14 protein-coding genes are annotated in these 17,562 nt (G+C 66.0%); 2 read left to right on the top strand and 12 right to left on the bottom strand.

The genetic code is table 11. The features are described 5' to 3' along the window. Nucleotides 1–152 precede the first annotated feature (152 nt). Nucleotides 153–2,540, top strand: coding sequence for a DUF5059 domain-containing protein (locus B208_RS0116220; protein WP_026177893.1), 2,388 nt, complete (start codon nt 153–155; stop codon nt 2,538–2,540). A 61-nt stretch (nt 2,541–2,601) separates the two neighbouring features. Here B208_RS0116220 and B208_RS0116215 read toward each other — a convergent pair whose 3' ends face one another. The 11 genes from B208_RS0116215 to B208_RS0116165 all read right to left on the bottom strand — a co-directional run bounded on the left by B208_RS0116215 (nt 2,602) and on the right by B208_RS0116165 (nt 15,076). Next, nucleotides 2,602–3,783, bottom strand: coding sequence for a DHH family phosphoesterase (locus tag B208_RS0116215; protein ID WP_007981594.1), 1,182 nt, complete (start codon nt 3,781–3,783; stop codon nt 2,602–2,604). A 52-nt stretch (nt 3,784–3,835) separates the two neighbouring features. Beyond that, nucleotides 3,836–4,690: an SDR family oxidoreductase gene (locus B208_RS0116210; protein WP_007981595.1), complete on the bottom strand. Its 855-nt coding sequence runs from the start codon at nt 4,688–4,690 to the stop codon at nt 3,836–3,838. 76 nt (nt 4,691–4,766) lie between these two features. Then, nucleotides 4,767–5,168, bottom strand: a complete 402-nt coding sequence (locus B208_RS24760) for a DUF5791 family protein (protein ID WP_018128977.1) — start codon at nt 5,166–5,168, stop codon at nt 4,767–4,769. After that, on the bottom strand, nt 5,065–8,433 hold the full coding sequence (locus tag B208_RS0116200; protein WP_232423823.1) for a DUF7286 family protein: 3,369 nt from the start codon (nt 8,431–8,433) through the stop codon (nt 5,065–5,067). Before B208_RS0116200 ends, B208_RS24760 begins: the two co-directional genes overlap by 104 nt. Further along, nucleotides 8,430–9,263 (bottom strand): DUF7284 family protein, encoded by an 834-nt coding sequence (locus B208_RS0116195; protein WP_007981600.1) that lies wholly within the window; start codon nt 9,261–9,263, stop codon nt 8,430–8,432. Before B208_RS0116195 ends, B208_RS0116200 begins: the two co-directional genes overlap by 4 nt. Continuing rightward, nucleotides 9,260–9,658: a DUF7285 family protein gene (locus tag B208_RS0116190; RefSeq protein ID WP_007981603.1), complete on the bottom strand. Its 399-nt coding sequence runs from the start codon at nt 9,656–9,658 to the stop codon at nt 9,260–9,262. The genes B208_RS0116195 and B208_RS0116190 overlap by 4 nt, the downstream gene beginning before the upstream one ends. After that, nucleotides 9,636–10,130 (bottom strand): DUF7283 family protein, encoded by a 495-nt coding sequence (locus B208_RS0116185; RefSeq protein WP_007981605.1) that lies wholly within the window; start codon nt 10,128–10,130, stop codon nt 9,636–9,638. The genes B208_RS0116190 and B208_RS0116185 overlap by 23 nt, the downstream gene beginning before the upstream one ends. 86 nt (nt 10,131–10,216) lie before the next feature. Then, on the bottom strand, nt 10,217–11,923 hold the full coding sequence (locus B208_RS0116180) for a hypothetical protein (RefSeq protein WP_026177891.1): 1,707 nt from the start codon (nt 11,921–11,923) through the stop codon (nt 10,217–10,219). 2 nt (nt 11,924–11,925) lie between these two features. Beyond that, on the bottom strand, nt 11,926–13,989 hold the full coding sequence (locus B208_RS0116175; protein ID WP_007981608.1) for an ATPase, T2SS/T4P/T4SS family: 2,064 nt from the start codon (nt 13,987–13,989) through the stop codon (nt 11,926–11,928). Between the two features lie 26 nt (nt 13,990–14,015). Then, on the bottom strand, nt 14,016–14,558 hold the full coding sequence (locus tag B208_RS0116170) for a DUF7311 family protein (protein ID WP_007981610.1): 543 nt from the start codon (nt 14,556–14,558) through the stop codon (nt 14,016–14,018). Next, nucleotides 14,555–15,076, bottom strand: a complete 522-nt coding sequence (locus B208_RS0116165; protein ID WP_007981611.1) for a DUF7310 family coiled-coil domain-containing protein — start codon at nt 15,074–15,076, stop codon at nt 14,555–14,557. Before B208_RS0116165 ends, B208_RS0116170 begins: the two co-directional genes overlap by 4 nt. A 133-nt stretch (nt 15,077–15,209) precedes the next feature. On the opposite strand from B208_RS0116165, the gene B208_RS0116160 reads away from it, so the two are divergent. Next, nucleotides 15,210–16,286, top strand: a complete 1,077-nt coding sequence (locus tag B208_RS0116160; protein WP_018128976.1) for a tubulin/FtsZ family protein — start codon at nt 15,210–15,212, stop codon at nt 16,284–16,286. 18 nt (nt 16,287–16,304) lie between these two features. Here the strand turns inward: B208_RS0116160 and B208_RS0116155 are convergent, their stop codons facing one another. After that, entirely contained in the window at nt 16,305–17,543 is a 1,239-nt protein-coding gene (locus tag B208_RS0116155) for a pyridoxal phosphate-dependent aminotransferase (RefSeq protein ID WP_007981615.1), read from the bottom strand. Nucleotides 17,544–17,562: the final 19 nt, after the last annotated feature.

The raw sequence follows: 17,562 nt of genomic DNA, 5'->3' as shown, positions 1-17,562 counted from the left end.
GAAAGGTTAAAAAGGTCGTCTTTATCCCAACGTTTTCCATCTGTGAGAGGTCATCCATCGGCGAGAGGTCACCGTGTGACATCCGAACGCATTGTTTTTGGGCCGCCTAAAAATCGGAACGCTTTAGACCTTTAGGTGGGCCTAAATCAAATATGGACATCGATAGACGGACTCTCTTAAAGGTGGGTGGAACGACGCTCGTAAGCGGACTTCTGGCGGGCTGTAGCGCTCCCGACGCCGAATCGACTGCGAAAGACGTCAGCGCGGAGGCGGCCGTCGCGGCCGAGTGGAACGTCCTCCGCGCCCGACTGCACGACGCGTTCGCGCTCGGTGTCGCGGGCGAGTTCGACGCCGGTACGACCGTCGCGGAGGACACCTTCGCCCGGTTCGAGCAGGCCACCGGCGAGTGGGGCGCACACGAGAAACTGGAGGGGACGAGCGAGACACACTACGAGGAGTTCGAGGAGGCCGTCGGCCAACTGAAAACCCGTCTCCGAGAGGAGAACACGGAGGAGATGTCGGTCGAACTCGGACTCGGAAACGAGCACCTCCGGGAGGCGCAAGTGCAACTCGTCGGCGAGCGGAACGTCCGCGCGCTCGACCTGCAACTGCTGGGGACGCGCTTGGAGAACGCCGCGATGGTCGCCGCCGCCGGAAACCTCTCGGGGGCACGGACGATTGCAACGCGGGCGCTCTCCGCGTTCGAGGACGGCGACCTCCGCGACGCGCTCGAATCGGCGAACGAGGAGACCTACGGCGCGTTCGAACACGCCGCGAAAACGATGGTTCGGGCCGCGAAGAACGGGAAGGCGGACGTCGTGGCGAACCAATCGAACGACGCGGTGACGGCCGCCGTGTCCGGGTCCTACGGCCTCGGAACCGAGAACGTCGGGGGCGCGGGCCACATCGCGGTCATGCAGGCACAAGCGTTCGACGCGAACGCCCTCGCCTCGCTCGGCGGGCCGTCCGCTTCGTTCGCGCACGCCGCCACCCTGAACGGCTACCGCATCCGGGCCGCCGACTGCACGCGGTTGGTCGCACGGGGCGAGACGAAGCGAGCAGCAAAGGTCGCGGAGGACATCTTCGCCGACTTCGAAGCCTCGGATGCGCACGAAGCCCTCGAAGAGGGCGACGAGGACGCCTACGAAGGGTTCGAGTCCGGACTCGAAGCGCTTACCACTGCCTCCGAATCCGGCGACGGAACGGCGGTCGAGGAGGCCGTATCGAAGGTCGATACCAACCTCCGGGCCGGTATCGAAACGCTCGGAACGGGCGTCCAACCCGCCATCCTCCAAGCCGGATTCTTCCGCGCCCGGTTCGCCGACGCGCTCGAACGCCACAAACGCGGCGAGTCGGACGCCGCCGCGACCGTCGCACAGTCGCTGTTCGCGCGGTTCGAGAAGAACGAACTCGACATGCACGAGACGCTGGAGGGGACGAGCGAGCAACTCTACGACCGGTTCGAACACGAACACCTGAAAGAGGGGCTGATTCCGGCGTTGAAGGGCAACGGGTCCGGCGCGTCCGCACACTTTGAAGGGGCGATGCAGGCCCTCCTCGACTTCGAGACGAAGGCCGCGAGCGCGAGCGTCGTGGCCGGTGCCGAGGCGAGTTTCATGGCCGGACGGGCCTTCGACGCCGCCGTCGTGGCGAAACTCGGTGACGCGAAGCGGGCGAACGCCATCGTGGAGGCGACCTTTGCACACTTCGAAAGTGGCGCGGGCGGCTACCACGAGGCGCTGGAACACGCCGACACGGACCGCTACGAGTCGTTCGAGGCGGCGCTGGGGAACGTCGGCGGAGCCGACGACACCTACGCGAAAGCCGTGGAATTCGGCCACGAAGCGGTCGAATCAGTTTCCGCCGTCGTGACGAACACTGGCGGCGACTTCGGCGGCGCGGCGGCCACCATCGTGCAGGATTCGTTCTCCCAGTTCGAGAGATCCGAGGTGCACGAGAGCCTCGAATCCGGCGATAAGAACGCCTACGAGTCGTTCGAGGCGAAACTGACCGCGTACGCTGACGCGCTCGACTCCGGGGAGGACGTCGATTCAGCGAACGACGCCTTCGCCACCGCCGCGCTCCGGGCCGAGTTCGCCGTCGTCGGAGAACTCGACAAGGCACCCGTCGGCGAGGCCAAGAAGGAGTCCGGCGAGGAATCGAAGACGAAACTGAAGGGCGGACCGAACGTCCAAAAGGGCGTCCCGGACGCCGCGGACCACGTTATCGACGTCAAAGCCGTCTCGTTCGACCCCGAAAAACTCCGTATCGAAACGGGCGATACCGTCGCGTGGAAACACGTCGGCGGCGAGGCGCACACGGTCACCGCCCGCGAGGAGTCGCTCCCCGAGGGCGCGTCGTACTGGGCCTCCGGCGGATTCGATTCCGAGAAGAAAGCCGTCTCCGGATGGGACGCGGGCAAAGGAGCGGTGCAGTCCGGGCAATCGTACGTCCACACGTTCGAGACGAAAGGGACATTCGAGTACTACTGCATCCCCCACGAGGCGGCGGGCATGACCGGGACGATAGTCGTCGAATAACCCCCGAGAGTTCCGTCTCGGTAGATGATGGCCCGGAGGGAAGTGCCGCAACGACACCTTCTCAGACGTTTCCGTTCAGCGCGTCGAAAATCCCGTCGGTGAACTCCCGTTCCGACCACAGTCCTCCTTCCATCCCACCCGCGACGACCGCCGATTCGACCGGGACCTGACCGCCGCCCATCCGGGCGTGGCCCCCGGCGTCCGCTCCCGGAATGTCGGTGACGGCCATCTGCAACGCTTTTCCCATGTGAACTCGGTCGTCCCGGGAGCGACCGGAGATGTAGAGGGTGTCCTCGCGTCGGCCGTAGACGACGACGGCCGTCACGCCCTCGAGGTGCATCAGTTCGTCCGCAGCCTGTGGAATCGCGTCGGCGTTCGAGAGCGCACCGACGTTACAGACCGCAAAGGACCCGCGGACCTCCCGTTCCGTGATGGCACGCGATTTGATTTCGAGCACTTCGGCGCTCACTTGCGGATTGGCGATGCGGTCGAGACGGTGTTCGTCCACGCCCCGATACAGGTACGCGCTCGCCTCGAATTCAGCCGCACAACAGCCGTTCGTGAGGTGTTTCGTGTCGGATTGGATGCCGTACAACAGGCCGGTGGCGATGTCGGACGGGAGGACGAAATCGTCCTCCGGCGGGACTTCGTCCGGGCCGACCGGCGTCGCGCCGAGGTCATCGAAGTACTCCGCCACGATGGTTGAACACGCGCCGTAGTTCGTCCGTTTGTCCGTGAACACCTCACCGGTCCCGTTGCCGGGGTGGTGGTCGATGACGGCGTAGGGTTCGATTCGCTCCGACCCGTCGAACCCGCGCGGCGTGTTGTGGTCGACGAGGACGATGGTAGAAGCAGCGAGGTCGGTGACGTGTTCGACGCGTTCGAGTTCGAGGTCGAGAATGGTTCGAAACGCGCGGTTTTCCTGATGTCGTATCTGCCCGGCGTACTGAAGCGTTACCTCCGTCCCGACCGTTTCGGCGAGATAGGCGATAGCGATGCCACAGGCCATCGCGTCGGGGTCGGGATTCGGATGCATCAGGACGACGAGTTCGTCCCGTTTCGCCAACGCGCGTTTGAGCCGAGCGCCTTTCGGTCGCCGAATCCAGCGGACGACCAACCAAAGGGACACCGCCAACACGGCCACGCCGACGATACCCCCGACGACGAGCAGCGGATCGTCGGAGCCATAGAGCTGTGCCGTGCGGAACAGCCGTTGTGCGGACTGGTCGCCGCGAAACTGCATATCCCGGAAATCGATACGGGAAACCAAGAACTTTTCCCAACAGTTACAGGTGTCAGACGTTTTGTGAATCCCGGAACGATTCGATGGCCCCCCGATACCCCTCCCTGTACGTCGGGTACCGGAGTTCGTACCCTAACTCGCGGAGCTTTTCGTTCGAGCAGCGCTTGCTCGCTCGCGCTCGCTCGCTCGTCGCCGGTTCCCTCGGCGGGTGGGAAACGCCGCACTCGTCCGCGAGCCAATCTGCGAGCGTCGGCTTCCGAACCGGTTCGTCGTCCGAAACCAGAACGACCTCGTTTCGCCCCCGTCCGGTGTCGAGGAGGTATCGAATCGTCCCCGCCGCGTCGTCGCGGTGGAGCAGGTTCAGATATCGGTCCGAGACAGGACCCTCCAGATAGCGCTCCAGTCGATACCGGTCGGGACCGTACAACCCCGAGAACCGGGTTATCGTCCAGTCCCACCCTCGCTCCGCCCGCACGATTTCCTCGGCGTCAGCCAGGATCTCCTCTCGTTCGGTTCGGGGCTCCAGCGGCGTCGATTCGTCCACGCGAGCACCGTCACGGTCGCCGTACACGCCGGTACTCGACGTGTAGACGACGCGCTCCGGTGACGACTCGCGGGCCGCGAAGTGATCGAGCGCGGTCCGAAGTCCCTCGACGTAGGCCGTGCGCGCCGCCGCCGAATCCCGGCCGTCGGCGCTCACCGCGTAGACGAGCACGTTCGCGTCGGGAATCGAGGACAGCGAATCGCCGTCCGTTACGTCCGCCCGCACCGCGTCGGCACCCGTTTTTTCGACCGCCCGAAGCCCCTCGGACGAGCGTCGCACGCCGACGACCTCGTGACCGTCCGCGAGCAACTCCCGCGCGAGTTCGCACCCGACGTAGCCGCATCCGAGCACTGCGACGTTCATATCGTTCCTTCGAACGGACCGCGGATAACTCCGCCGTCTTCTCGTCTCTCCGCAACCGCCGCCACCCTCGCTGCGTCTATCGGTCGTTTCGCTGCGCGATGGCGTGGTGAACGAGCGCGTACTCCTCCACAGACATCGGCGCTCGCCCCTCGATTTTCTGCTGGACGGCGCGCGCCTCGAAGTCGCCGTCGATGTCCCGTGCGAGCGTGTCCACGTCCAAGAGGCCGGTCGTCATCCCCATCAGGAGGTGGTCGCGCACTTCGAGGAGGATGGCATCCTTCTCCGGCGTGCCCTCCTCGGTGGCGAGAATCGCGGCGGCGTCTTCGAGCGACAGGTCGTCGGCGGTCTCGCCGTCGGCGATTGACTCGACGGTCTCACGGTCGAGTCCCGTCAGTTCCACCACCTCGTCGATACCGACCGACGATATCGTCTCCGAGAGCTCCGCCGCGTACCGTCCGTGGAGTTCCGTCGGCGTCATCTCGCCGGGGTCGTCTATCTCGTCGTAGAGCATGGTCGTCACGAAGGTCTGCGGCATCAAATGGGTTGTCACTCCGGTTCGACCAGCCGGGAGAGCGCTCGTCGGCGTTCCCGTCCACGTCACCGACGCCCGTCTTCCCCGGCGGTACCGCGACGACGACCGTCGTTCCCGTATCGAACGAAACCGGCGTCGTCCGCCCGAGCAGTTCCTTCGTCCCATCGTCGTCCGTGTCCAATCGGACGGGTCCGGCTTGCCGGGAATACGCGACCGACGCACCCGGTGTGGTTGGCGAGCCCTCACGCGCCCGAACCGTGAACCGAGCGTACGTCCCCGACACGTCCACCTGCCAGACGTTGACCGTCGCGTACCAGTAGCCGGGGACGGGAACGACCGGCAGTCCCGCCGGTAAGTCCCCGACGGTTTCGTTGATGGATTCGTTCAATCGCTGCTGCACCCGATTTTCGATGCCCTGTTGTACCGCCGCTTTCAGCTCCGTCACGAGAACGCGGCGGGTCGTGGAGACGGTCGGTGCGACGCTCGACTGGCGTACCCCATCGACGTCCCGTCGTGCCGATTCGAGCGCGAACCGAATCCGAATCGTCGCCGCATCGCGTCGCATTCGGCTCCAATCGTCCCGACGTTCCCTTTCGACCGCTCGTGCGATACTCCCAGCAGCCGAACCGTTCGCGATAGCACTGGCCCGATTCGCCGTCGTCCGCCAGCGGGTCACTCCGCGGTGAACGGCCGTTCGACGCTCCGACCTATCGAGTTCGATGGCGTCGCTCGCGGCGAGTTCGCCCCGGACGTTTCGTTCGATATCGCCTATCGATGAAGACAGCGCCCGCTGAAGGTCGTCGCGTCGTCGTCGAAGCGACGCGTTCGTTTCAGTCGCAAGCGTCTCGTTCGCTGCCCGAAGCGCGACGCCAGCGGTCCGTAGCCGAACTCGTTTCGGCTTTCGTCCATCCGGGAGCAGCGAAACGATGCCGTCCGAAATGTCGGACGACGGAACCGTGAACAGGTTGACGTTCCGCGCCGAAAGCGGGTAGGTCTTCGACCCGCGCGGGACGGCCGAAACGTGGCGATGTTTCACCGCCGAAAGCGTCAGATACGGCGGTGCGCCATCGACGCTGATATTGACCGGTGTTCCGGGGCCGCTCGTTCGCAGCCGATGCGTGGACGGAGAGGTGACCCTCCGACGAGCCGCGAATATCCGTCGAATTCGGTCGAGCGAGACGCCCGTCGCGTCCCGCACCGCCCTGCCGAGTCCCATCCGCGTTCGACGGGTACGCTCCGCCCTGCTATCGAGTCGGTCGATGACGGCATCGAGATACGTCGCACGGGCCGCGTATCGCGCCCGTTCGGCGGCGTCCTCGTATCTCGCGGGTACGCCGATCAGCGCGCTTCGGTCGGCGCGAAGGGACGACGCCAGTTTCGCCGCCGGATTCGTTCCGCCAGTTGCGAGAGTCCCGCGGGAAACGGTCACCGAGCGGTTTCGAACCCGGTTCCGAAGCGACCGCACGTCGCGGTACGCCCGCGCTCGAAGCAAATTCGAATATCGACCCTGCACCGCGACCGCTCGCGTGTTCATCGTTCCGACGCTCGCACGACGTGCCAACCCGTCCGCGCCGCCGCGGTCGGTGACGAGACGTTCTATCGCCATTCCCCGAACGTCCGCGAGGTTCGGCCCGGCGGCCCCATTCGCCTCGTGGGCGCTCGGAAGGGGTCGAACCGGTGCGCGGTCCGTCGTCACGTGGTCGCCAGCGACGCCGAGCGAGACGACGAACTCGTCCGTCCACCGGTGGGTCGTTCGGACGGTTCGATTCGTCGGTGGCCGTGGTTGCGTCGGAGGTGTGGGTCCCGGCGGCGTCGGTTGTGGTCGTGGCGAAGTGCCGGGGAACGGCAATCGCGCGGTCCACCCGCGATTCTCATCCTGCGTCGTGTCTTCCCGCTCCCACCGCCGAACGACGGTGTGCGTTCGAACGACACGACGGGCACCGGTCCAGAGGAGGTGCCAGCCCCGCCGTGTTCCGGGAGACGACGCACTGGCGTTTTGGACCGAAACGTGCGTTTTCGTTCGCTCATCCCGGAGCGTCCATCCCTCACCCGGCGGACGGGGATGCGGTTTCAGTTCGTCGCGGACGGTTCGAACGCTCGCAACTGGGCGGACGGAAACGCGATACGCCGACCCGATTGCGGCGTCCAACTCGCTCGACTCGCCGCCGTCGATGAGGTCCAAGAGTGCACGCTCCGCCGATTCGTTCACGCCGATGTTCATTCCCGTTTCGGGGGAATGCGCGGAGTCGAGCGGTTCCGACGCCGCATCGAGTGAACCGTCGATGGTGCCGTCCGCACCGCCCCCACCCGCCGTGTTCAGAACGAGGTCCGTCCAGAGCTTTCCGTGTTGGGTCGTCGGAACGAGAAGGTCGGTGAGACCGACGCGAGCGGTTGCACGACGAACTCCCCGTCGTCCGTCGGGGTCACTCGTCCCGAACGATTTCGTCTGCTCTTCGAGAATCGCGCCGTTCGTCAGCAACTCGATGTGGCGGTTCGACAGTACGTTTGCAATCGGTGCTCCGCCATACTGTGCGTATCCTCGTGCCCACGTTACCGCGTAGAGCCGGGCGGTCAGTCGACGGCCGAGTCCCGGGTCGAGCGGCCCGCTGTCGAGCCGCCGCTCGAATCGCTGAACGCGCTCGTGCAGCGCCAGAACCGGCGTTTCAACCACGAGCGTCACGTTTTTCTTCGTGGCGGCGACGGTTGTCCCGCCGCGGGTCGCACGCATCGACACGCCGTCGATGCGAACCCGTAGCCCGGCCTCCGTCAGGTTCCCGACCGGTTCGACGTGGACTCGTCGCTTCGCCCGTCGAAGTGCCGTCGCGTTCGGCGTCGCCGGGAGCGATGCGGTCGCACGCACGTCGCCGCCGTGGGCACCCACCGAACGCAATCGTTCCCGCGCTGTAAGATAGATTCGAAGGCGGAGGTAGTCCCGAAACGGAGCTGCGCCGTCCATAACCCGCCCGGCGGTCGTGTTCGCCGGACGAACGAGCGGTTCGGCGGCCGCTTCCCGACCGGCCTGTCGGACCGCCCCGCGGAGCGCCGTCCGAGTTCCGGCGGTTACGGTTCGCATGCTCTGCTCCACATTCTCGTTCACGTGCGGTGCCGGTCGAGCCACCAGCGCACCCGCGAAGGAGAGACTCCCGACCAGCAGTAGGACGCCGATCAACGCGAACGGTACCCGTCCGCGGGTGTCGTCGGCGAGGTTCACGCGTCCCACGTCCTGACGACGAGTCGCGTCTCGCCGAGCGACACCGACCGGGCAGCCTCGGTCGGCGTCCGGAACGTTGACCGGAGGTCGGCTTCGACGGCGGCGGTCAGCGCGTCGATGAGTGCACGTCTCGCTCGGTCAGTGGTGAGAGTGTTCGTATCCAACCCATACACGTCGTACAGCCGAACCAACCGTCTGAGTCGAGCCGCAACCGTCGCTCCCGTCTCGCGGTCGTGTAGCGCCAGCGTCGTCGTTCGGTTCGGAACCAGACCGATAACGATTCCGGCGGCGACGACCCGCGCGACGTCGCGGTAACCGCCGCGTCGAGCGGCGTCGAGTGCTCGCTCTCGAACCGGCGGAAATTTGTTCGGAAGCGTGATCTCAGCCGCGTGAACGTCCACTTGGGGCGGCGGTGATTTACCGACGGCGAACCGCCCTCGAAGGTGAGCGTTCCGATACGGTTCCCATTGGACGAGGAGTCGCATGCGGGACGGGCGGTCGAGTCGTTCTCGCACACGGCGAGCGACCGCGTGCTCGAACGGGTCGCTCGCCCGTGACAGTTCGGCTCCGCGAACGGACGCGTTTGCCAGTGCGGTCTGGCCGAGCAGTCCGGCGAGGGTACCGCGTGTCGTCCGATGAATCGCTCCGTCGTCGGTCCGAATCGTGTAGTTCAGTCCGGCGGTGCTGGTCGTGAGGACGTTCGCCGTCGATTCGGCCGTTCGCGTCCGCGCTGTCGATTGCGGTGGCCTCGCTCCGGCGAGGACGAAAGCACTGGCGCTGACCAGCAGCAGGCACAGGGTCACGTCGAGAACGGTGCTGATGGCCCTCATTTCCACACCACCACGCGGAGCCGTCCCGGTCGAACGTCACCCGGCGCGATTCGAACGCTCACCGTCGTTGCCGCTGGGCTGCTCGGAACTTTGGCGTTCGGCGGTGGCGTCGGCCCGTCGTGCCACTCACGCTTTCCTACCGTGAGCGTAACGTTGCAGTGATAGCCGTCGGGCGTCGCGGAGGACTCCGCGAGACGCGTGGGAATCAAGATGCCGTTCGAACTCGCGGCGTCCCGAACTGACGAAAGCGTCGTCGGTCCGAGAGTTCGCTCGGATCGAGGCATCGCGTCGCCGAGGACGCCGGTGTAGGCGAGCAGTCCGAAACAGACCGCGAAGACGGCGACGATGGCCGCGACGGGTTCGGTCTGTGCCCTACCCGGAGACCAGCGTCGCATCGACTCCCTCCCACGAAACACAGCGAACGCGAAGCGTGCTATGCGCCCGTCGCCAGACCGACTGGTGGTCTCTGGATTCCCGTATCGCCGCGCGGAAGTCGGCGGGCGAATCGAACACCGCGGACGGCGGCGACCCGGACAACACGCGGTTCAGTCGGGAAGTGGAGTCGGAACGCCTTCCCCCGTCGGGAACGACTGGAACGACCGGACCGTACGCGAACGTCGCGTGCGCGATTCCGCCCTTCCCGTTCAGCCCCAACCGCCGCGGACCGAGCTTTATCTTCCGCGCCGACAGCGGGTGTTCGGCGGTCGCGGTGTAGGTGCATCCGGCGACGGAATCGACCGTATCGGCGACACTTGCGGCGTTCGGCGGCGGTGCGGTCGGCAGTTCGATGGCGACGCCGAGGACGGCGAAACTGACAACCGTCACGCCGAGCCAGACGTACCACGCGTCGAGGGGTGCGTCGAACATGGGACGGAATGGTCCCGTTTTCGTACTTAAATGTACGCCGAGAATATCGGGGGACGGGACACCCGAGAACGAACACCCGTGAGCACTCAGGTCAGCGCACCCGCCAGCACGAACGCGAGGAGGTACACGACGGTCGCGGACAACACGGAATGGCCGACGCGGTAGCCGACCAGCGTCCGGTCGAGTCCGTGTTCGAGTCCGACCGCGAGCGTCGTGACGATGGCCGAAAGACAGAGGACGTAGATGCCGACCGCGAGGCCCAGTACATCCACCGGAAACGCGCTCCCGAACGAACCACCCATGCCCGACATTCCGCCCGCCAGCGCGACGGTCGCACCCGAGACGAGGGGCCCGAATATCGCCGCCGTATGTCGGAGGGTCTCGGTCACTTGCGAAAGCTCGCGTCGCGCCTCGCGTTCGACGCTCTGCAGGTCGTCCAAGTGGTCGGCCATCGCCAGAACGGCACCGCCAGCGGGTCGCCCCTCGTCCGCGGCGAGCGCGAGGAGTGCCACGGCGCTCCGAGCGCGCGGACTCGGTACCGTCGAAAGCGCCCCGTAGTCGCCGAGAAACGACTCCCGAACGCCCATCCTGAGCTGTCGCTGTATTCGCGTGGCTCGCTCGAAGACGGCACCCGTCTCCCCACCGATTTCGTCTGCAGCGGCGACGATGGCCGTCTCGACCGCCAATCCTTCCTTCACCCGGCGACCGACGAGATAGAGCGCGTCCGTGAGGTCCGCTTCGACCGCTCGAACCCGGTTTCTGACGAGAACCGTCGGACGCGTCACCCCGACCAGTAGGACACCGACGAGACAGCCGAAGCAGGCTATCCAGCGCGTCCATCCGGGGAGGAAAACCGTCGTGACGACCAGCGCGAGACCGCCAGCACCGAGGCCGGAAATTATGACCGGCCACAGTCTTTCGGGAACGTCGGGGTGTGACCGCGAGACGTCCGGCGGCGGAAACGCGACCGGCCGACGGGTGAGCAACCACACGCTCGTCGCCAGCAGGAGTGCGGGAAGCAGAACGTCGTAACCGGCGACCAACACGGCGGGCGACAGCGGCAGTCCCGCGGTTCGCGCCGCCGGAAGCACCGCGACCAGCGCCAGCGGAAGCAGGACGCCGAAAGCGTACAACGCCGTCGCTGGCCCGCGAATCTCGGCGACGAACTCCGCCATCCGTTCTCGCGTCCCGTCGAGAATCGCGGCGAGTGCGCGGTCCAACGTCCGCGCTCGTTCCCCCGGTGGTGCCTCGCTCGCCGCCGAAATCAGTACCATCGACCGATGAAGCGGCGGGTTCCACGGTTCCCACTCGGCCGCGAACGTTGTCAGTCCGGCCATCGGCGACCCGACCGAGCGTCGAACGTGGTCGCCCAGACTCGACGCGAGCGGGCCATCACCCGTCCGTGCAGCGAACGCGGCGGCCCCTTCCGCGGTCGGTTCTATCCGCATCCACAACACGGCGCGGGCCGCGAGGTCGGGCGCGTCGCCGAGCGCTTGCGTCCGCTTCGCGGCGGCGAGGAGTTCGGGTAGATGTCGAAGCAGAGAGGAGAAGCCGACGGCGATGGCGACCAGCAGCACCCCGACTACGATGCGGAGCGCTGGCGGAGCCACGGCCGCACCGACGACGGCGACGAAACACCCGAAAACCGCCGCACCGTTCGCACCCCGACCGACTGCAACGCTGTCGATTTCTCCTCCCAGAAAGCCGATGGCCCGGTCGATGTCGTCTTCCGCCGACACGTCCCACGGGTAGAGGGATGCGAGGCGAGCACAGAGCGACTCGAAGCGTCGCACGATCACGCCGAGTCGCCCCCGATTTGGCCACTCCTGATTTGGGCACTCCCAATTCCGTCGGTTCCGAATCGATTATCTCCGATTCGGTTCGTCGAGACCTCGAACGAGGGCGCGACCCGTTCGACGCGACGCTCGATACCCCGAGTTCGGGCGGCGAGCGCCGCCCGAACGTCCGCGTACGTCTCCGTCGATTCGGCGAGCGAGGCGACGAGGACGCTGTTTCCCCGCTCGATCCGACCGGTCGGAACGAGGTCCCCGCCGTCGAGTTCGTACAGCGGTTCGAACCGCACCGGGTCGGCGCCGTCCGTTTCCGGGTCCCCGTTCGTAACGACCTCCTCGATACGCTTTACCCGCTTTCCGTGCGTGCCGTCGGTTTCGTAGGATTCGAGGGTGACGACGAACTCGGTCGTCGCGAACGAAGAAGGCGGGACGCCGAGGTCGGTGACGACTCGTTCGTACACCGCATCGCCGCAATCGCCGTGTATCGTCCCGAGGACGGCGTTGCCGCTCGCGCCGACGCGCATCGCTTCGTACAGTACGCTCGCCTCCTCGCCGCGGACTTCTCCGACGACGAGCGCGCCGTCCCCCAACCGGAGGGCCGTCCGAAGCGCGTCGGCCGGGCGGAGTCCGGGTTCGTCGTCGTTCGCCGTCGTCCGGAGTAACTGCACGTCGCGGCCGTCTCCCTGCAAGGATTCGACCGGTAGTTCCGGCGTGTCTTCGAGGACGACGGTTCTGACTCGCGGCGGGAGTTCCCAGAGCAACGCTCCGAGGAGCGTCGTCTTCCCCGCCCCGCGCGGTCCGGCGACGAGTCCGGTTCCATCGCGTTCGACCCCGACCGAGAGGAGGGCGGCCGCGTCCGATGGAAGCGTTCCGTTTGCGACCAGTGCAGGGAGGGTCCACCGTTCTTCGGACTGAACGCGGAAAGCAAAGCCAATGCCGTCGCTAACCGGGTCGGTCACGCCCGCGACGCGAACGGTCGTGCCGTCGATTTCGGCAACGGCGTCGAGGGTCGGGCTCGCACGCGAGAACGCTCTCCCGCTCGTTCGCCGAAAGCGGGATGCGAGCGACGCCGCTCCGTCCGCGGTGAGGTGGACGTTCGTCTCCATCTCCTCGCCGTCCGCTCGCACGCGAAGCGGATTGTCGCCGACGGGGGCGGTTGCGAACACGTCGGAGACGGCCGGGTCGGCGAACAAGTCCGTGAGGACGCCGTATCCGTGCGTGTACTTCCGGAGAACGTCGGTGAGGGCGTCTACGTTCGCATCCTCGTTCGCCCCTGCTCCCGTACTCACCCCCGCCTTCGCCCCTGCATCCGTGACTTCTCCCGCATCCGCGACTACTCCCGCCTCCGCGACTGCCCGGACGGCACGGCCCGGTGCTCGCTCCCCTTCCGTAACGCCGCCGTTTGCGAGGTGCGTCGCGGCCCGGTCGAGCGTTTCGAACGCGTCGGGTCCGAGGTCGTACTCCAGCGGTTCGAGGTGATAGATACGACGCGATTCACCGGACCGCTCCGCGTCGGTTCCCGCCTCGTAGTGGCGAACCGTCGCGCCGGTCGAAAGCGAATACCGGTCGTCAAGTCGGGCGTCCGCGGGCGGACGGAGCGACACTTGCGACCGGGCGATGGTCGGCCCGACGAACGGACGAAAGAGGGCCGAATAGTCGTCGAACCGATGGACGCCCTCCGCGAGGCCGGTTTCCGCGGCGATGTCGAAAACCGGTCCCGCCCGTCCGACGGCATCCACGCCCGCCCGAATCGGGTCGGAACGCGCTCGTTCCGCGAGCGTGTCGTCGTGGGCGGTGACACGCTCGACGAACCGTCCTGCCGCCACGAGAAACGCCGCGCCGTCGCCTTCGTACGTCCGTTCGACGCCGGTCGCCCGCGACACGATTCGGTCCGCGTCGCGGTCGGTGAGCGCGTCGATGACTGTTGCGCGGCACGCGGGGCGTTCAGCGAGTTCGCCGTTTCCGGGACAGTCGTCCGCATCGACGGTCAGCGTCGCGCCGTCGAACGAGGGGTCACAGCGGCAGTCTCGGTCGTCGGACGAAGCGCTCGACAGTGGGTTCCACATGGACTTCCGTGGTCGCGTTCTCCGTCTTAAAGTTGAGCCGCCGGGACGACGAGGACGGTCCGACGTCCGCGGTATTCGACCAACAGCAGCGCGATGTCCCGCCGAGCGGGTGCGTGGACGACGAGAGGTTCTCCGTCCGGTCGGACGGTCCACCCGCCATCCGTCTCGCTTCTCGTCGCGATGCGAACGTCGAACGGGACGTGTCGGACGCGGGTCGATCCGCCCGCGACACGATACGCGAGCACGTCTCCGAAGTCGTCTTTCAAACTCTGACGGCCGGGAACGCCGCCGATGGCGACGAACTCGATCCGTCCCACCGTCACGGATTCGGGCGGGAGCGACAGCGAAACCACTCTTCGCGCGCCGCGCGGACCGCCCCCGGTCGGTGGAAGGTCGCCGAACCTGACAGCGGTTTCGTCGGCGAGGTCGGTCATCGAGCGCGAGACGGTCGCCAGTTCCGCGTCGGCGCGGTACGTCGCCCGGTCCCGACGGGCGTGGTCGATGGCGGGAACGGAGACGCTACAGAGGGCGAGCGCGAGCACTACGGCGAGAACGGTGCGAACGCTCACAACAACTCGCGGAGGCGCGCCGTGAGCGAACGGTCTCCCGATTCGGTGCGGTCGCCGTCGGTGCGTGGAATTTCGTACGGTGATGGAGGGTTCGACCGGCCGGAACCTTCGGAATCGTTACCTGAGTGCTGTCGGCCGGTTTTCGAACCGCTCTCGGAATCCATCCCGAACTGCCTCGCGGAGGTTACCCGATTCGACCGGGAAGCCGTCCGGTTCCTCCCGGTTTCGAAACTCCGTTTCGAGGTGTCTGACTGGCACGCTTCCGCCTTCGCTAGAGCGGCGTCTACGCGGCGCTCCACGTCGTCGTTGACCGCACGAATGTTGCCGACGTAGCCGCGAAGGGCTTGGACCGCGGCGTCGAGTTCGTCCAGTTCGGTTTCGAGTTCGTCCATCCGCGCGGCGAGGTCGGCCGTCGTCCGGCGGAGTTCCGCATCGTCCTGTAGTGCGGGAATTTCACCGTCCGTCAGCGTTTGTTCGAGTGTTGACACTCGTTCGGAAAGCGTTTCGAGGTCGGGCATCGTCGGTGTTGGGCGCGTTTTCCTATTTAAGGCTTCGTAGACCGAGAAAGAGGTGTTTCTTTTCCTTTGTTTCTCGATATTTACGCCGTATTACGTCGGAAAATTCATATGTCGTGAATCAGTTCCATCGCCCATGAAAGTCGTCCTGATTGGGGTGGGTCAAGCGGGAGGAAAACTCACTCAGAGACTGGTAGAATTCGACGCGAACATGGATTTCAACGCGGTTCAAGGCGCGTTGGCTATCAACTCCGCGAAAACCGACCTGCAATCGCTCGACCTCGATACCGTCCTCGTCGGCCAAGACCGAGTGAAGGGCCACGGGGTCGGCGGAGATAACGAACTCGGCGCGGAAGTGATGCAAGACGACGCCGGTGAAGTGATGAACGCCCTCGACGGCCGCATCACCGCGAGGGCCGACGCCCTCTTCGTTGTCGCGGGACTCGGCGGCGGAACCGGAAGCGGCGGCGCGCCGGTCCTCATCCACGAACTCCAGCGAATCTACGAAATACCCGTCTACGCGCTCGGCGTCCTCCCCGGGCAAGGCGAAGGGGCGATGTACCAAGCCAACGCGGGACGCTCGCTGAAGACCGTCATCCGCGAGGCCGACGCGACCCTCCTCATCGACAACGACGCGTGGCACGAGACGGGCCAGAGCGTCGGCGAGGCGTTCGAGAACATCAACCAGCAGATAGCCCAGCGCGTCGGCCTGCTTCTCGCGTCCGGCGAGGCGGTCGAAGGCGTCGGCGAAAGCGTCGTGGATTCGAGCGAAGTCATCAACACGCTTCGCTCGGGCGGCGTCGCGGCGCTCGGCTACGCCAGCGCCGGTGCCAGCGAGGACAGCGGCGAGAACATCAACACCGTGACGAGCAACACCCGGCAAGCGGTTCTGAGCAACCTCAGCATGCCGAAGGCGACGGATGCGGATTCCGCGCTGTTGGTCGTCGCGGGCGACGCCGACAGGATTCCGCGGAAGGGTGTCGAAAAGGCCCGGCGATGGCTCGAAGGCGAAACCGGCAGTCTGCAGGTTCGCGGCGGGGACTTCCCGCTCGACAGCGAACGACTCGCCTCGCTCGTCCTCCTCGGCGGCGTCGAACGTTCGCCGCGCATGCAGGAGTTCATGGAGCGCGCGAAGGAAGCGAACAAGCAGGAAACGCGCGAGGAAGACCCCGCCGAGATGTTCCACAACGACGAGATAGACGACCTGTTCTGACTTTTCGGAGATTAGGGATTATTCGAATTCGTCTCGAACCAACCGTTCTATTCTGTCGAGCCCGAGTTCGATTCGGTCGAGGCTGTTGGCGAAACTCAGTCTGAGATAGCCCTCGCCAGCATCGCTGAACGCGCCGCCGGGCGCGGTGACGACGCCGTAATCGGACAGCAGGCGTTCCGCGACGTCGAAACTCGACCCGTCCAATTCGCTCACGTCGAGGAAGGCGTAGAACGCACCCTCGGGACGCGGACAAGAGATGTGCGGAATCTGAGCGACGCGCTCGGTCAGGTAATCACGGCGCTCGCGGAACGCGTCGTGCATCTCGCGAACAGGTTCCTGTGTGCCGGTTATCGCCGCGAGCGCGGCCTGCTGGCCGACGCTCGACGGACAGGCGGTCGTACTCTCCCCGAGGCTCGTGGCGGCTTCGACGACGGGTTCAGGTCCGACGAGCCACCCCATTCGCCACCCCGTCATGGCGTACGTTTTCGAGCAGGAATCGACCGTCAGTACGCCCTCGTAATCGGTGTACGACGTGATGCGTCGATAGTCGTCGTCGTACGTCAACCGCGCGTACACCTCGTCTGCGATGACGTAGGCGTCGTGGTCGGCGGCGGCTTCGACGACCGTCTTCACGGCGTCCTCGTCGTAAATCCGTCCCGTTGGATTCGACGGCGTGGTCAGGATGATGGCGGCGGTGTTCTCGTTCAAGTTCTCGATAACGCGCTCCGGGTCGAGGTCGAACCCGCTTTCCTCGGCCAGCGGCACTTCGACTGGTTCCGCACCGGCGAGGATAACCTGATTCCGGTAGTTCGGCCACGCGGGCGTCGGGATGATGACTTCCTCGTCCGGGTCCGCGATGGCGGACAGCGCCAACGATAGCGCCTCCATCCCACCGTTCGTAACCGTCACTTCTTCGGGCGAGACGGGAACGTTCGTCTCGGTTGCCATTCGCTCGGCTATCGCTTCGCGGAGTTCGGGGATTCCGGCCCCGGAGGTGTAGTGCGTCGCGCCGTCGCGGGCGGCGTCCGCCGCCGCGTCGATGACGTGTTCGGGGGTGTCGAAGTCCGGTTCGCCGACCTCCAGTCGAACGAGGTCACCGCCTCGCTCCTCGGCGAGTTCGAACATCACGCGGATGCCCGACCGCTCGAAGGCGTCTGCCCGTGCGGATGTCTTCATGTATCCGTCGTCGTTTTCGCGCGGCAAGTAGCTTCGCAGTCCCCCCGCGGTTTGCCGGGTCACGGGACTTCGGACGACCAAGCGAACGAACGAGGACCGG

The sequence above is a fragment of the Haladaptatus paucihalophilus DX253 genome, from assembly GCF_000376445.1.
GTDB classification, from domain to species: Archaea; Halobacteriota; Halobacteria; order Halobacteriales; family Haladaptataceae; genus Haladaptatus; species Haladaptatus paucihalophilus.
The sequence above is the reverse complement of the archived record's forward strand: the minus strand, read 5'-3'. Positions and strand labels throughout refer to the sequence as shown.

What these genes read in the sequence shown, in the direction of transcription:
- B208_RS0116220 (WP_026177893.1), top strand. Translation starts at nt 153, where the DNA reads ATGGACATCGATAGACGGACTCTCTTAAAGGTGGGTGGAACGACGCTC.
- B208_RS0116215 (WP_007981594.1), bottom strand. Translation starts at nt 3,783, where the DNA reads ATGCAGTTTCGCGGCGACCAGTCCGCACAACGGCTGTTCCGCACGGCA.
- B208_RS0116210 (WP_007981595.1), bottom strand. Translation starts at nt 4,690, where the DNA reads ATGAACGTCGCAGTGCTCGGATGCGGCTACGTCGGGTGCGAACTCGCG.
- B208_RS24760 (WP_018128977.1), bottom strand. Translation starts at nt 5,168, where the DNA reads ATGACGCCGACGGAACTCCACGGACGGTACGCGGCGGAGCTCTCGGAG.
- B208_RS0116195 (WP_007981600.1), bottom strand. Translation starts at nt 9,263, where the DNA reads ATGAGGGCCATCAGCACCGTTCTCGACGTGACCCTGTGCCTGCTGCTG.
- B208_RS0116190 (WP_007981603.1), bottom strand. Translation starts at nt 9,658, where the DNA reads ATGCGACGCTGGTCTCCGGGTAGGGCACAGACCGAACCCGTCGCGGCC.
- B208_RS0116185 (WP_007981605.1), bottom strand. Translation starts at nt 10,130, where the DNA reads ATGTTCGACGCACCCCTCGACGCGTGGTACGTCTGGCTCGGCGTGACG.
- B208_RS0116175 (WP_007981608.1), bottom strand. Translation starts at nt 13,989, where the DNA reads ATGTGGAACCCACTGTCGAGCGCTTCGTCCGACGACCGAGACTGCCGC.
- B208_RS0116165 (WP_007981611.1), bottom strand. Translation starts at nt 15,076, where the DNA reads ATGCCCGACCTCGAAACGCTTTCCGAACGAGTGTCAACACTCGAACAA.
- B208_RS0116160 (WP_018128976.1), top strand. Translation starts at nt 15,210, where the DNA reads ATGAAAGTCGTCCTGATTGGGGTGGGTCAAGCGGGAGGAAAACTCACT.